The organism is Allocellulophaga tsushimaensis (genome assembly GCF_055383085.1).
Map to the genome: position 1 here is coordinate 3,961,962 of NZ_AP039451.1, position 15,152 is coordinate 3,977,113.

The 15,152-nt window shown below is 30.5% G+C and carries 16 protein-coding genes; 8 read left to right on the plus strand and 8 right to left on the minus strand.

All coding sequences use genetic code 11. The features are described from left to right. Nucleotides 1–209 precede the first annotated feature (209 nt). Both ACZ451_RS16960 and ACZ451_RS16965 read left to right on the plus strand, forming a co-directional pair. Complete coding sequence (locus ACZ451_RS16960; RefSeq protein WP_464214579.1) at nucleotides 210–2,054, plus strand: DEAD/DEAH box helicase; 1,845 nt, start codon at nucleotides 210–212, stop codon at nucleotides 2,052–2,054. Nucleotides 2,055–2,153: 99 nt separating this feature from the next. Then, the gene (locus ACZ451_RS16965) at nucleotides 2,154–2,936 is read left to right on the plus strand and encodes a carboxypeptidase-like regulatory domain-containing protein (protein ID WP_464214581.1); all 783 of its coding nucleotides are present in this window, start codon (nucleotides 2,154–2,156) and stop codon (nucleotides 2,934–2,936) included. A gap of 5 nt (nucleotides 2,937–2,941) precedes the next feature. Here ACZ451_RS16965 and ACZ451_RS16970 read toward each other — a convergent pair whose 3' ends face one another. Beyond that, on the minus strand, nucleotides 2,942–3,472 hold the full coding sequence (locus ACZ451_RS16970; RefSeq protein ID WP_464214583.1) for an SRPBCC family protein: 531 nt from the start codon (nucleotides 3,470–3,472) through the stop codon (nucleotides 2,942–2,944). A 41-nt stretch (nucleotides 3,473–3,513) separates the two neighbouring features. After that, a complete protein-coding gene (locus ACZ451_RS16975) occupies nucleotides 3,514–4,170 on the minus strand; it encodes a TrmH family RNA methyltransferase (protein ID WP_464214585.1) in 657 nt (218 codons plus the stop codon). A gap of 60 nt (nucleotides 4,171–4,230) precedes the next feature. On the opposite strand from ACZ451_RS16975, the gene ACZ451_RS16980 reads away from it, so the two are divergent. From ACZ451_RS16980 to purB, 4 genes are all read left to right on the plus strand, one after another. Then, nucleotides 4,231–5,442: a tetratricopeptide repeat protein gene (locus ACZ451_RS16980; protein ID WP_464214587.1), complete on the plus strand. Its 1,212-nt coding sequence runs from the start codon at nucleotides 4,231–4,233 to the stop codon at nucleotides 5,440–5,442. Beyond that, a complete protein-coding gene (locus ACZ451_RS16985; protein WP_464214589.1) occupies nucleotides 5,439–6,134 on the plus strand; it encodes an SIR2 family NAD-dependent protein deacylase in 696 nt (231 codons plus the stop codon). The genes ACZ451_RS16980 and ACZ451_RS16985 overlap by 4 nt, the downstream gene beginning before the upstream one ends. A 151-nt stretch (nucleotides 6,135–6,285) precedes the next feature. Beyond that, on the plus strand, nucleotides 6,286–6,843 hold the full coding sequence (locus ACZ451_RS16990) for an adenylosuccinate lyase (protein WP_464214591.1): 558 nt from the start codon (nucleotides 6,286–6,288) through the stop codon (nucleotides 6,841–6,843). Nucleotides 6,844–6,948: 105 nt separating this feature from the next. Then, entirely contained in the window at nucleotides 6,949–8,292 is a 1,344-nt protein-coding gene (purB, locus tag ACZ451_RS16995) for an adenylosuccinate lyase (protein WP_464214593.1), read from the plus strand. Nucleotides 8,293–8,369: 77 nt separating this feature from the next. Here the strand turns inward: purB and ACZ451_RS17000 are convergent, their stop codons facing one another. From ACZ451_RS17000 to ACZ451_RS17025, 6 genes are all read right to left on the minus strand, one after another. Continuing rightward, on the minus strand, nucleotides 8,370–9,146 hold the full coding sequence (locus tag ACZ451_RS17000; RefSeq protein WP_464216936.1) for a mechanosensitive ion channel family protein: 777 nt from the start codon (nucleotides 9,144–9,146) through the stop codon (nucleotides 8,370–8,372). 219 nt (nucleotides 9,147–9,365) lie between these two features. Next, the gene (locus ACZ451_RS17005; RefSeq protein ID WP_464214595.1) at nucleotides 9,366–9,905 is read right to left on the minus strand and encodes a DUF4252 domain-containing protein; all 540 of its coding nucleotides are present in this window, start codon (nucleotides 9,903–9,905) and stop codon (nucleotides 9,366–9,368) included. 22 nt (nucleotides 9,906–9,927) lie between these two features. After that, entirely contained in the window at nucleotides 9,928–10,467 is a 540-nt protein-coding gene (locus ACZ451_RS17010) for a DUF4252 domain-containing protein (protein ID WP_464214597.1), read from the minus strand. A 105-nt stretch (nucleotides 10,468–10,572) separates the two neighbouring features. Then, nucleotides 10,573–11,112 carry a DUF4252 domain-containing protein gene (locus tag ACZ451_RS17015; RefSeq protein WP_464214599.1) on the minus strand — a complete coding sequence of 180 codons (540 nt, stop codon included), beginning with the start codon at nucleotides 11,110–11,112 and terminating at the stop codon, nucleotides 10,573–10,575. 14 nt (nucleotides 11,113–11,126) lie between these two features. Next, entirely contained in the window at nucleotides 11,127–11,561 is a 435-nt protein-coding gene (locus ACZ451_RS17020) for a hypothetical protein (RefSeq protein WP_464214601.1), read from the minus strand. Further along, on the minus strand, nucleotides 11,548–12,057 hold the full coding sequence (locus tag ACZ451_RS17025; RefSeq protein ID WP_464214603.1) for an RNA polymerase sigma factor: 510 nt from the start codon (nucleotides 12,055–12,057) through the stop codon (nucleotides 11,548–11,550). Before ACZ451_RS17025 ends, ACZ451_RS17020 begins: the two co-directional genes overlap by 14 nt. Before the next feature lie 205 nt (nucleotides 12,058–12,262). Here ACZ451_RS17025 and ACZ451_RS17030 point away from each other — a divergent pair, with 205 nt between their 5' ends. Both ACZ451_RS17030 and ACZ451_RS17035 read left to right on the plus strand, forming a co-directional pair. Next, a complete protein-coding gene (locus tag ACZ451_RS17030; protein ID WP_464214605.1) occupies nucleotides 12,263–13,765 on the plus strand; it encodes a S41 family peptidase in 1,503 nt (500 codons plus the stop codon). Between the two features lie 156 nt (nucleotides 13,766–13,921). Then, the gene (locus ACZ451_RS17035) at nucleotides 13,922–15,085 is read left to right on the plus strand and encodes a CARDB domain-containing protein (RefSeq protein ID WP_464214607.1); all 1,164 of its coding nucleotides are present in this window, start codon (nucleotides 13,922–13,924) and stop codon (nucleotides 15,083–15,085) included. The last annotated feature ends 67 nt before the right edge of the window (nucleotides 15,086–15,152 follow it).

Consider the following 15,152-nt stretch of genomic DNA (forward strand, 5'->3'; position numbering starts at 1 on the left):
GTAACTCTAAAAACTCAATAATAACAGTCCTTAAGAGACTATTTTAGGAACTAAAAACAAGAAATGGTAATCTTAAATAATAAGAGTACCTTTGCAACTTCAATTAACGCCGCTGGTATAGCATGTGTTGCTCGGAGTCAGGATAGGTTATAATAAGATGATAATCACTCTACGCAACATACATATTTGCGATTAACATTAACTTATTTATGACAAAATTTGAAGCACTTGGACTGCAAAAGTCCATATTAGATGCTGTTACAGATATGGGTTTTGAAACCCCTTCTGAAGTACAAGAAAAAGCAATCCCAATTTTATTAGAAAGTGATACCGATTTAGTAGCACTTGCACAAACCGGAACAGGTAAAACCGCAGCTTTTGGTTTTCCACTAATTCAAAAAATTGACCCAAATAGTAGAACTACACAGGGCTTAATTCTCTCTCCTACTCGAGAGCTGTGTTTACAAATTACAAAAGAAATACAGGCATATTCTAAATACGAACGTAATATTAATGTGGTAGCCATTTATGGAGGTGCAAGTATTACAGATCAGGCAAGGCAAATAAAAAGAGGAGCTCAGATCGTTGTAGCCACACCAGGCCGTATGAAAGATATGATCGGGAGAGGCCTAGTAGACATTTCTAAAATTGATTATTGTATTCTAGATGAGGCTGATGAGATGTTAAACATGGGCTTTTATGAAGATATTAAAGAAATACTTTCCGATACTCCTAAAGAAAAATCTACCTGGTTATTTTCTGCAACAATGCCAAGAGAAGTAGCCACAATAGCCAAAAAATTCATGAATAAACCACAGGAAATTACTGTGGGAACAAAAAATTCTGGAGCTTCTACCGTCCAACACGAGTATTATGTTGTTAGTGGAAGAGATCGTTATCCTGCATTAAAAAGACTAGCAGATACGAATCCTGATATTTTTTCTGTAATTTTTTGTAGAACAAAAAGGGATACTCAAAAAGTAGCTGAAAATCTAATAGAAGATGGTTATAATGCAGGAGCATTACATGGAGATCTAAGTCAAAACCAAAGAGATTTGGTGATGAATGCTTTTCGTAAAAAACAAATTCAAATGCTTGTTGCTACTGATGTAGCTGCCCGAGGTATTGATGTAGATAATATTACACATGTAATTAACTATCAATTACCCGATGAAATAGAAACTTATACACACCGTAGTGGGCGTACCGGAAGGGCTGGAAAAGAAGGCGTTTCTATGGTTATTGTTACGCGCAGTGAGCTAAGAAAAATTAAAGCAATTGAAAATAAAATCAATCAAAAATTCCTCAAAAAGAAAATTCCAACCGGAATGGAAATTTGTGAGATTCAATTGCATCATTTAGCCAAAAAAATAAAAAGTACTGAAATTAATCCTGAAGTAGAAAGTTATTTACCGGCTATTAACGAAATTTTTGAAGGACTAGACAGAGAAGAACTAATTAAAAAAGTGGTTTCAGTAGAATTTACACGTTTCTTTAACTATTACAACAAAGCAAAAGATTTAAATACTAGCGGATCTGATAGAAATGATCGAAGAGAAAGAAGCGCTCGTAATACTAACGAAGTACCTACAAGTGGTTCTGTTCGCTATTTTATAAACGTTGGGGAAAAAGACGATTATGACTGGATGTCCTTAAAAGACTTCTTAAGAGATACTTTAGACACTGGTAAAGATGATATTTTTAAAGTAGATGTAAAAGAGAGTTTTTCTTTCTTTAATACAGATGCAGCTTTAACACCAAAGATTCTTGAAACTTTTAAAGATTATAAAGTAGATGGTAGATTTGTAAATGTAGAAATTTCTAGTAACCCTGGAGGTGGTAGTCGCCGTGGTGGTAGAGATAGAAATCGTAGTGGTGGCGGAAGAAGAGATTCTTCTCGTGGCGGTTACGGTAATGGAAATAAAAGTAGGAACAGAGATAGTGGAGATTCCTCAAGAAGAAGGTCTTCTGGCGCTAGAGGTGCTAGTAGAAGTTCTGGATCTGGAAATTCTGGTAGTAGCGGAAAAAGCAAAAGAAGAAGTGGTTTCTTTTAGTTAATTAAATAATAAAAAAATACGCTCAGGCGTATTTTTTTATATAGTTTTCTATTTTTATACCTATCTTAACCTCATGGGTATTTTTATAATTTATAGATGAAGAAAGTTATATTATGCATTTTACTATTATCTGTTTTTTTGAGTTTTTCACAAGAAACTGAAATAAATAAAGAAACGCTTGTAAAAGCAGTTGTGGTTAACGACCAAACTAAAGCGTTAATGGAGAGTGTGCATATTGTTAACCTCACCCAAGTGGTTGGAACCATTACCAATGAAAAAGGCGAATTCAGTATCCCTGCAACTTTAAATGATACTTTGTACCTCACCTATTTAGGATTTAAACCACAAAAAATAAGTGTAACAAACGACATGATAAAGTTTGAAAACACAAAAATTTCATTAACGGAGCTCGCATATGCATTAGAAGAAGTTATAGTTACACCATATCAACTCACAGGATATTTAGAAATTGATGTTAAAAATCTTCCTGTAAACGATGCATACCAATACAGTATCTCTGGTTTAAATACAGCTTATGAAGCGGGCAAGAAAAATCCTAGTGCAGTAACTAAAGTACTTGGTGCCATTTTAAATCCTGCTGATTTATTAAGAAACCTTTTTGGCAAAAGACCTAACCAATTAAAAAAGCTAAGAAAAGTAAAAGAAGATGATGCTATTAAAGATTTACTTGCTTCAAAATTTGATAGGCAAACCCTTATTGTACTACTCCAAATAGATAAGGCAGATATAAACGATATCTTAACAAACTGTAACTACTCTAATTCTTTTATATTAACCGCAAACGATTTACAAATTCTAGATGCTATTAGTGGTTGTTATGAAGATTACAAAGTACTAAATAGAAAAAAGAAAAAATAATAGTGCTACTTGGTTTCTAATATCAATTTTAAATCTTTTAAACCAGATTCAAAATCTTTACCTACCATTTTATCCATACTCATAAATAAAGACAGTATCGTCATCGGAAATTTATTTTTTCCAGAAAAACCCCAAGTAACTTTACTACTTTTATTAGCAGCCTCTTCTACTATTAAGTAACAATTGGAAGTAGATGTAAAAGGCTTAAAAAAACGAAGTTCACCTTCAACTTTTTCACCCTCAATAATATTTGTAATTTCTTGTTCTCCTTCACCAACTTCTTTGTTACCATTCCAATAATGTACGGCTCCCACAGTTCCATCGGTTCCAGTTAGTTTCGTTTTTCTATCAGGATCTTTTTTTGCCCATGGAGACCATTCTTGTTGTTTCTCTAAATATTTTAAATATTCAAAAACAGTTGTTTTTGGTTTATGAACTTCTATAGTTCTAAAAACATCATATGTTTTTGGTGCTATTAATATTAAAAAAAGGAATACTATGGTAATTCCACCTAAAACGAGTAATATTGTAGTCATCTGTATATCAGTTTATTGGTTGCAAATAAATGTACTAAAAATTATTTAATGCTATAATACCTTTCTAAAATGGCATCGATACTCTTAATTGACTTTTTGGTCCAATCTAAACGTTTTTCTAATTTCTCTGATGCAGTAAGTTGCCAATTATAAGTGCTTTTTTTAAGTTCTGTCGCTAATCGTTCTAAAATAATGGCTGCAGATACCGAAATATTTAAACTTTCTGTAAAACCAACCATAGGTATTTTTAAAAATCCATCTGCAGCCATGAAAACCTCATCACTCAATCCACTTTTCTCTGTTCCAAAAAACAAAGCAGTTTTCCCTTTAATTTCAAAATCATCTAAAAAATTTGAATTATGATGTGGTGTAGTTGCAATAATCTGATACCCATCTTCTTTTAATTTTTTAATGCATGAAGAGGTGCTATCATATCTACAAACATCTACCCATTGCTCTGCTCCCATCGCAATGTTTTTATCTAAGCGTTTCCCATATTTACTTTCTATAATATGTGCTTCCTGTACCCCAAATATTTCGCAACTACGCACTACTGCACTTGCATTATGCATCTGGTACACATCTTCTATGGCTACGGTAATATATTTAGTGCGTTCTTCTAAAACCTCTAGAAAACGTTGCTTCCGATCAGTAGAAATAAATTCTTCTAAATAATTTAAAAGTAAATTGTCTTCCATAAACCGAATATAATAAAAATCAAAAAAGTATATTTATACAGTGTAATTGCTGCCTAAAGTATGAAAATTAAGTCCATATTACTATACATCTGTTTTATCCTTTATGGTACCTCAAATGTTTTTTGTCAAATAAACACAAAAAATATAAGAACAAAAGCAAAACTAAAAGTAGAAAATGATTCTCTTATATATGACTTAGGATATCAAATTGAAAATGCTATTTATAATAATGATAGCAAAGCTTTTTTAGAACATTTAGATAAATCTTATTTTATAAATCAAACTATTAAAACTGATGAATTTGGATCAACTATAAAACAATATACAGATAGTTTTGTAAAAGGTCTTGTCAGAAAAATAAAAGGTATACCAAAAAAAATTTATGATGATATAAATGTTAATAATGGTTATTATGATTTCATTGATTATTATTATGATTACGATATAAAAGCCTATAAAATATTATTTAGGCTTTTTTCTGAAGAGGGAGGAATTAATTATCATGAATACTTAATAAATAAAAAAAACGGTAAATTTTATATTGGTGATATTTACTATTATACTAGCGGAGAAAATCTAACAGAAAGTATTAATAAGCTATTTAAAGCTTACATACCTATATCAAATTTCAAAAAAATAATTGCTTCAAAAGAAAGTTTAGATCAAAAACACTTATTAAAAGCATTTTTAGCATATAGTAAACAAGACTATAAGACTACAATTGAAGAATTAAATGAGATTGAAGGAGATGATCTGAAAAATCTAAAAATTATTCATATTATAAAAACTACCGCTGCTAGTAATTTAGACGAAGAACTATACCTAAATGCAATGGCAAATATGATTAAAGCCTATCCAAACGATAAAACCATTTATTTGCTTAGTATAGATTATTATACTTTAACAAAAGAATATGACAAAGTATATGAAGTATTAAACTATTTAGAAGCTATTACAAATGATAGATTTCTCAATTTATATAGGGGAAATATAGCTTTTGAAGAAAAAAAATATAATTTAGCTATAACTTCATTTAAAAAAATAATTCAAAATTTTCCCAATTATACAGAAGCTAAATTTACTTTATTAATGATTTATAATACAGCTGAAAAATATGGAGAATGCATCCGTTTTTTAGATGATTTAATACATATCTATGATTACCAAAAATCTGATTTAATAGACTATATAGAAGATATTGATGAATCTGAAATAAATACTTTTGAAAACTTAGTAAATTCAAATGCTTATAAAAATTGGAAAAAGAAATGAAAAAAATAGTCATCTTAACTGGTGCTGGGATTAGTGCAGAAAGCGGCATAAAAACATTTAGAGATGCTGATGGACTTTGGGAAGGACATAATGTTATGGAAGTAGCCTCTCCACAGGGATTTAAAAATAATCCAAAGCTTGTCTTAGATTTTTACAATGAAAGACGCAGACAATTATTAAAAGTAGAACCAAATGCCGCTCATAAAGCTTTGGTAGATTTAGAAGCACACTTTGACACAACAATTATTACTCAAAATATTGATAATCTCCATGAAAAAGCTGGAAGTTCAAAAATTATTCATTTACATGGCGAATTATTAAAAGTAAGGAGCACAGCACATAGTACTACTGAAATTATAGATTGGGAAACCGATCTAAATTTAGGTGACTTAAGTAAAAATGGACATCAATTAAGACCGCATATCGTTTGGTTTGGAGAAGAAGTACCATTGTTAGAAAAAGCCATTAAGATTACAGAACAAGCAGATCTCTTAATTATTATTGGCACCTCTATGCAAGTATACCCAGCTGCTAGCTTAGTAAATTATATAAAAGCAAATACCCCTATTTATTTTATAGATCCAAAACCATCTGTGCAACAAACAGACTTTAATAATTTAACCATCATATCTAAAACCGCTGTAAATGGTATTCCAATTTTAGTTGATGATCTCATAGGGCTTTATACCTAAAATAATAGCTAGTTTTATATTATATGATTTTGTAAACTAAAGCAAGGAAATACATCAGTGTATTAAAAAATGATCCGAATTAAAAGTTAAGCTATTAACTGTTTAAATTGTAATTACCAAAAATCAATTATCTATACTAAAATATTTTTGTGTGACACCAAATGAATTGTATAAGGCATTAAATGATGTAAACCATTCTAGAGAGAAAAGAACAGAAATGGCACAACTAATTAATACTCATAAAGAATTAGTAGCTCCTTTAATAGACATCGCCTTTTCCGTAGATGATAAAATTTCCCCTAGGGCATGTTGGGTATTAGAATTTACGGCCAAAGAACAGTTACACTTTATTTTTCCTTATTTAGAGGAATTTACTAGAAATTTAAGTAGTGTTTATAACGATTCTGCTGTACGTCCGGTTGCTAAAATATGCGAATATTTAACCCTATCTTACTTTAAAAAGAAAGATCCTGAAAGCATTAAATTTTTAACAAACACCTATTTAGAGCGGATTACTTCAGCTTGCTTTGATTGGCTTATTGGTGATCATAAAGTAGCTGCACAAGCCTATTCTATGACAAGTTTATTACTATTGGGTGAAAAATTTAAATGGGTACACCCTGAACTTAAATTAGTATTAGAGCAAAATTATAATAATGGGAGTGCTGCATATAAGGCTAGAGCAAGACAAACATTAGCAAAACTATAACTTACAACATACCAAATAGTACTTTAAACTGGTGCTTACACCAAAAATATAAGCACAATTTTAATTACATTTGCACCTTTCAAATTTTTAATCAAAATCATAGAAATGTCATTAAATCAATTAAATGCAATATCACCTATTGATGGTCGTTACAGAAGTAAAGTAGCAGCTTTAGCTCCTTTTTTTTCTGAAGAAGCATTAATAAAATATCGAGTTCTAGTAGAGATAGAATATTTTATTGCATTGTGCGAAATTCCATTGCCTCAACTTGCCAGTTTTGACCCTTCTAAATTTGATGATTTAAGAGCTATTTATAAGAGTTTTTCTTCTGAAGATGCTTTAGCAATTAAAGAAATTGAAAAAACAACCAATCACGATGTAAAAGCAGTTGAGTATTTTATTAAAGCTGCATTTGATTCGCTAGGCTTACAAGAATTTAAAGAATTTATACATTTTGGTCTAACCTCTCAGGATATTAATAATACTGCTATTCCGCTTTCTATAAAAGAAGCAATGAATGATGTATACGTACCAAATTATCTGGAGATTTTAGCTAAAATTGAGGAATTAGCTAAAGAATGGGCTACAATTCCTATGCTAGCACGCACGCATGGTCAGCCTGCCTCTCCTACTCGTTTGGGCAAAGAAATTGAAGTTTTTGCTGTACGATTAAAAGAGCAATTCAATTTATTAAACGATATCCCCAGTGCTGCTAAATTTGGTGGAGCAACTGGAAATTTTAATGCACATAAAGTGGCATATCCTACTATAGATTGGAAAGTCTTTGGTCAAAAATTTGTTCAAGAAAAATTAGGCTTACAACATTCTTTTCCTACCACTCAAATTGAACATTATGATCATATGGCCGCATTGTTTGATACCTTAAAACGCATCAATACCATCCTCCTAGATTTAGACAGAGATTTTTGGACTTATGTGTCTATGGATTATTTTAAACAAAAAATAAAAGCGGGAGAAGTAGGCTCATCAGCAATGCCACATAAAGTAAATCCTATAGATTTTGAAAATTCTGAAGGGAATTTAGGTATTGCAAATGCACTTTTTGAACACTTAAGTGCTAAACTTCCCGTTTCTAGATTACAAAGAGATTTAACGGATAGTACCGTACTTAGAAACGTAGGCGTACCTTTTGCGCATACGATCATTGCCATACAATCTACTTTAAAAGGACTTAACAAATTACTCTTAAATAAAGAAAAATTTGAACAAGATTTAGAGAACAACTGGGCAGTAGTAGCAGAAGCTATACAAACCATACTAAGACGAGAAGGATATGCAAATCCATATGAAGCGTTAAAAGGTTTAACCCGTACAAATGAAAAGATAAATCAGCATTCGATTGCTGATTTTATAGATACTTTAGAAGTTTCTGATGCCATAAAAACGGAATTAAAAGCAATTACACCGAGCAATTACACAGGAATATAAAACATACCTGTCAGGTTTTGAAAAACACACCTACACCTGTCAGGTTTCTAAAACCTGACAGGTGTAGGTGTAATTTGTTATTTATTGATCTGTACTTCGTGTGGATAAGGAATTTCTATACCAGCTTTATCTAAGGCTAGTTTACTACCCTCTACAGTATCAAAAAACACATCCCAGTAATCTTCTGGTTTACAAAATGGCCTAACCACCAAATTAACAGAACTATCGGCTAGTTCTGCAACATTTACAGATGGAGCAGGTTCTTTAAGCACTTTAGGATGAGATGTTAAAACTGCTAATAAAACCTCTTTTGCTTTTTTCATATCCTCTCCATAACCAATACCAACTGAAGTGTCTACTCGTATTTTTCCTTCAGCAGTATAATTAACAATATTTCCATTAGCCATAGCACCATTAGGAACAATAGCCAATTTATTCTCAGGAGTATTTAATTTAGTAGTGAATATTTCTATTTCTTTTACAACACCAGTTATACCTTGCGCTTCAATTAAATCTCCTATTTTATAGGGTTTAAAAATGATGATTAATACTCCTCCTGCAAAATTAGAAAGTGAACCTTGCAAAGCTAAACCAACGGCTAAACCGGCTGCTGCAATTACCGCAGCTAAACTTGTGGTTTCTATCCCTAATGTAGAGATCACAGTTATAATTAAAAAGATTTTTAATGCCCATGAAATTAGGTTCAGCAGAAACTTCTGTAATGATTCATCATAATTATTTTTACGCATTACTTTAGCAATGACTTTAACAATTTTCTTGATGACCCATGAACCAATTATAAAAATTAATAAAGCTTTTACGATGGGTAACCCATAATCTATTGCATATTTCATTATAATTTCAGGAGATAAATTTTCCCAAAAGCTACCAGTTGTTACTGCATCTGCTGCCTTATCAACAACAGTTTCTTGTAAATTTGTCATTTTAAAATATAGTGTTTAGTTAATATAGGTTCAAGTTAAGCAAATGCCATAAATTTAATACTAGGTAACAACAAAAACTCCTGACATGGAAATTTCCATATCAGGAGTTTTTAAAGTAACAACATAAAATTATTTCTCAAAAAAGTTACCTAAACCTTTTAATTGTTCTAAGTCAAAATCAGATTTTTTTAGAGCATTCACTACATCCATTAAATGTGAAGGGTTCATATCATTTCCTAATACTCTTATTAACATAAAACCTTTATCTATATTATCACCAAAAATGATAACTTCGTCTATAGCATCACTATCCCCTAAATATTTTATAACACCTTTACCATATTCTGTATTTAGCTTCATTAAGTCTTGAAACTTATCATTTTTTAATATTGCTTTTACATTTACTTTTTCTGCTCTATATGCAGCAATATTCTCTGTAGTTTTCTGAAAAGCTAAAATATTTAGTTTTTTTAGAGAGCTTATAGCTTCTTTCTGTTTTGCACTTAGAGCTGCTTTATCTAAATTTAAAAGGCTAGCAGGCAAATCAAAAGAAATAAAATTAGGGTTCTCAGAATTATCTACATAATATTCTTGGATACTCTTTGTAGAAGAGCAAGCAGTTAAGAGCATGCTAAGGCTAATGAATAAACTGTATATAATTTTTCTCATTTTTATGGCTTTACACTTTATATTAGTTTCCTGCCTTGTTCAATTCTTTAGGCAAGTTTAATTTATTTGTTATTGTTCCTATTTTATCTAAATCGATATCTCCTGTAAGTGAAACAATTACACTTTCAAAAGCTCTTCCTTTAATACCAACATCTTTATTTTTAAGATCAGAAACAAACATTAAAAGTTCAGTAACATGGTTTTTCCGTTTTCCTTTTTTAATGTAAAACTTTACATTAACATCTTTATCTTTTACACGCATTAGCTCTTCTAAAGAAGATTTTTTTAAATACTTTTTTACGGTAAAACTCATATCAGCAGACATTTTTTCATCTTCTGTCATAAATACTTTCACAGAATTAATACCTGATGCTACCTCTAAAAACTCTTTTGCCTCTTTATCATCAGACATTTCGCCTAAAGAGCCTAAAAGATCTATCATACCCTTATTTACAATTACGGAACCTACATTATCCATATCCTCATATTTATCAAATATAGATTGCGAAAAGCCAAATAATGGTAAAACTGCGATTAAAACGAATAAATTGATTTTTTTCATGATTGTTGTTTTTGATCACCTTGAATTTATTTCAAAGTTTAATTAATTAATTAATGATTGATGATTAAAATAATGCAGTTATTGTACAATAACTGCATTATATTTTTAGTTATTTCCTCCAGCATTATTTAATTCTTTAGGAAGATTCATTTTACTAGTAAGTGCTCCTATTTTAGATAATTCAATATCACCAGTTAAGGATAATAGAACAGTTTCAAATTTTCTACCTTCTATTTCAATATTTTTCATACTTGTTAAAAACATTAATAGCTCGCTAACATGGTCTTTATCTTTACCTTCTTTAATATAAAATTTTATATCAGCTTCTTTGTCTTTAACCTGTATCAATTCTATTAAAGAAGCAGATTTTAAATATTTATTTACAGTATACTGCATGTCTTTTGATATTGTGGCATCGTCAGTAGTAAAAACTTTTAACCCACTTAGTTTTTCTGCCATTTCAATATATTCTTGAGCTTCTGCATCGTTAGTATCTACTCCGATTTTTGCAATAAGATCAAACATAGCTTTACTAACTGTTACTGAAGTAACATTATCTAAATCTGCAAACTTATCAAAGGCTGACTGTGATAGCCCAGCTAAAGGCAGAATACTTATTAATAAAATTATTAGTGACTTTTTCATAATTTATTTACTTATTATTTATTATTAAAAATTTTCATTTTTGTTGTTTCAAATTCATTTAGATAAGCAACTTTTTCAATTCCTTTTCCAAAATTTACTGCTAAAAGATCTAAGGCTTTCTTAGTTTCTTCATAGGCCATTTGTGCTTTTCTTTTATCAGCTTCTTTTTTCTCTAAATAAGTGTTCCCAAAATAAACTCCAAAAAATAGGAATGCTACAGCAGCAACAGCTAACCACTTTGGCTTTTGCTTTTTAGTTTTTAGTGGCATTTGCTTTGTATATTCTTCTTCTTTAGCATTAGAAAAATAGGTGAACATTGGTGCGTATTGTGCTAGATGTGTAGCTACACTTTCTTTGGCAAAATAAGCTCTCAAGGTTTTTTCTTCAGCAACTGTTGTAGTAGCCTCAAAATACTTTTCTAATAATTTTTCTATATTATCCAATTCCATAACTATGTTTTTGTACTAATTTTTCTCTTACTGTTTTTCTTGCCCTTGATAATGCTACTCTTACCGCTGTAGCTTTCATATCAAGCATTTTTTCTATTTCTTCAAACTCATATGCCTCTACATCTCTTAATTGCAAAACCATTTTTTGTTGTTCTGGCAATTCGTCCATTATTTTTTCTACCCAGCTTACACTGTCACTAGTTTCTACTTGTTTTTGTAAAGAGGAGTTCTCGTCTTTATAATTACTATGCACTAGTTTTAAATTACCCGCTTGCTTAGATTTCAATCGGTCTAAACAAAAGTTTTTAGTCATGGTCATTGCAAAAGCTTCTACATTATTATACTTTTCAATCTTTTCATTTTTAGACCATAACTTTAGTAATATTTCTTGTGTTGCATCCTCAGCTTCTTCAGTAGATACTAGTAATCGTTTCGCTAAGCGAAACAATTTATCTTTAAAGGGAAGCACAACTTTTAAAAATTCTACTTGTTTCATTTTTTAGTTGGTGTTGTTGTAAAACCATTTTTAGCAGTTTATACAAGGAAGACGACATACAACGATTTTTGTTACAGAATACTTTTTTTTTAATCCTAATCTAAGTATTTTAGAGGCATAGTAATAGAGGTATGATCAACATTTTAGGTATGATTATTGCTAGTTTAAAGATGAAAAAGTTATAAAAAATTTAAAATTGCAAAAAATGAAAAAGTATATGATAATAGCTATTGGTTTGTTTTTAACAATCTCTAGCTGTAATAAAAATGATGACGAAATAGTATCTGTTGAGCTAAATAGTGAAGTAAACGATTTTATCTGGAATGGATTAAACTATTGGTATTTTTGGCAAGATGATCAACCAAATTTAGCCGACGATAGATTTTCTAGTATTGATGATTTCAACACCTACTTAAATGGATTTAGTAATTCTCAAGATCTATTTAATTCTTTAATATACAAACCAGGGGAAGTAGATGATTTCTCATGGTACATCCCAGATGTAAATGAACAATTAAATAGTTTTAGAGGCATCAGTAAATCTTATGGCATTGGATTTCCAAGAAGTTTAACTAGAGTGAGTCAAAATTCAGATGATGTTGTAATTTTTATCGCTTATGTGGTTGAAGGTTCGCCAGCAGATTTAGCAGGTTTAAAGAGAGGTGATATTGTTAGCAGAGTTGATGGAGAACGAATGACTACAGGTAATGGAGCCATCATCAATAAAGTGTTTTCTGAAGAAAATATAACTTTAGGACTAGCTAATATTGAAAATGAAACTCTAATACCAATAGATGGCGAAATAGCACTAACTGCTGAAACAATAACATCTAATCCTGTACACTACTCTACTATAATTGAACAAGGCGGTAGAAAAATTGGTTATTTAGTCTATAATGGATTTAGAAATACATTTAATGGCGAATTAAATGAAGTGTTTGGAACTTTTAAAAGTGAGGGCATTAACGAGTTAATTTTAGATTTAAGATATAATGGTGGCGGTTCAGTATTAACATCTTCTCACTTAGCTAGCATGATCAATGGAAGTATACCTGCACAAAATGACGCTTTTGCACGTCTTGAATATAATTCTAAAAGAGAAGCTGATGAAGGTTTCACTTTCACTTTTTTCGATGAAGTTTTTCTTTTTGATAAAACAACTAGCCAGCGCACTGGTGATGAGGTTGCTAATAGACTTTCAAATATTAATAGGTTATATGTGCTTACCAGTAGGAGTACTGCTTCAGCAAGTGAGATGATTATAAATGGGTTAAGACCTTATATGCCTGTTACAATAATCGGAGAAAGAACAGTTGGAAAAAATGAAGGCTCAATAACAGTTGTTGATTCACCAGCTTCTGGCAACGACCCATTCACAAACTTAAACAATAGAAATTCTAATCATACAGTTGGAATGCAACCTATTGTTTTTCAAGTTTTTAATAGTCTTAACCAAAGTGATTACACTTTTGGTTTTGAACCAGATATCTTAGTCGAAGAATTTCGTTTTTTAGCAGACATTAAGCCTTTTGGAGACCCTACAGAAGCTTTGCTTAATGTTGCATTACAACAAATTACAGGAAGTAGTACTTCTAAAACAAAAGAAATGGTTCCAAATTTTAATATGTCTAAATCAATTGAACTAAAACTTCCAAAGTTTACTGATGAAATGTATCTTCAAAATCAAGATATGTTATTGCAGAAATAATTAATCACAATTACATCATATAATCCCTATAAATGGCGTCTTGATAGGGATTTTTTTATTTAAAATGAATTATTTTTCATTTTTAACAAAAATTATTTTCTATATTGTTTTAATAATATTATATTAGATGTAATATAAATTCTAAACTAAGATAATATGAAAAAAATTACTTTTTTAATTTTAATGATTGCTTGTCAATTAAATTATGCTCAAATTAATTTTGATGATATACCTATAAACTTTAATCCAGACTATGCAGGAACTACTCCTTGGATATCCCATGTTAATTACTTAGGACCTTCTGATCAATGTGAAACAGATTTTTTTAATATTAGATGGAGAAAAGTCTATGAAAGATGGATTAGTAGTTATGCGATTCAAATTTTTGATAATCAAAATAAAAGATGGAGAACTGTAAAAAATATAGGAGCTACTAATAAATCTGCTTATTTAGCACAGGTAAATTCAAGCTCACTAAATTCTAATTGGGCAAGAAATGGAAATTATCAAGTAAGAGTTAGAGTTAATGTTAGAGTAGAACATTATTTTGATGTGCGCTATAGACAAGGTAGTTCAAAAATAGTACCTACAAATAGAGCTAACTGTCCTAACTCATCAGGTAAACCAGATTTAATTATCGATAGAGATAACACAACTGTAGATAGTGGATGTTCTCAGTGTAGTAGAGTACTTGCTGACATAGGTAATGATAGACATATAGCCAATTCTGCATTTTCGATCAATGCAAATATATCTGTAAAAAACCAAGGAAATGCATCCTCACAAGGAACTAACTTAAGATATTTTTTATCGTCTAATACAACTCTGGAGACTTCGACAGATATCGAATTTGGGCAAATTTCTAATTTTGCTGCCATATCTCCAAATTCAAGCAGACAAGTTAATGTTACATTTTTCTATTCAGAAATATCTGGAGCTCTTGGTCGTAATTCAGGAACTACAAATATTTTAGTTGTAGCTGATAATGATGACTTTAATGATGAAAGCCTTGAAAATAATAATGTAACTGCTATTCCTATTAATTACTCTTCAGCTACAGGAAGAGGTGGTGATCCTTTTGGCGGCTGTATTATATGCCCAACACCTCTTGGTGGTTTTGATGAATTTTATTCTAAAACAAATAATAGCCCTATTTCAGAAAAACCATATCAAATTGACATCTATAATTTTTCTGGTCAAAAAGTATTAACCAAGACTGTCAATAGCATTTCTGAAGAAAACCAAATTATTGCAGACTTACCAAAAAACTTATACATCATTAAGAATAAAAGTGGAGATACCAGAAAAGTATCCAACTAAAATTTATTATACATTTTTTACACAAACAAAAAAGGCTCGGTATCTACCGAGCCTTTTTAATTAAAGT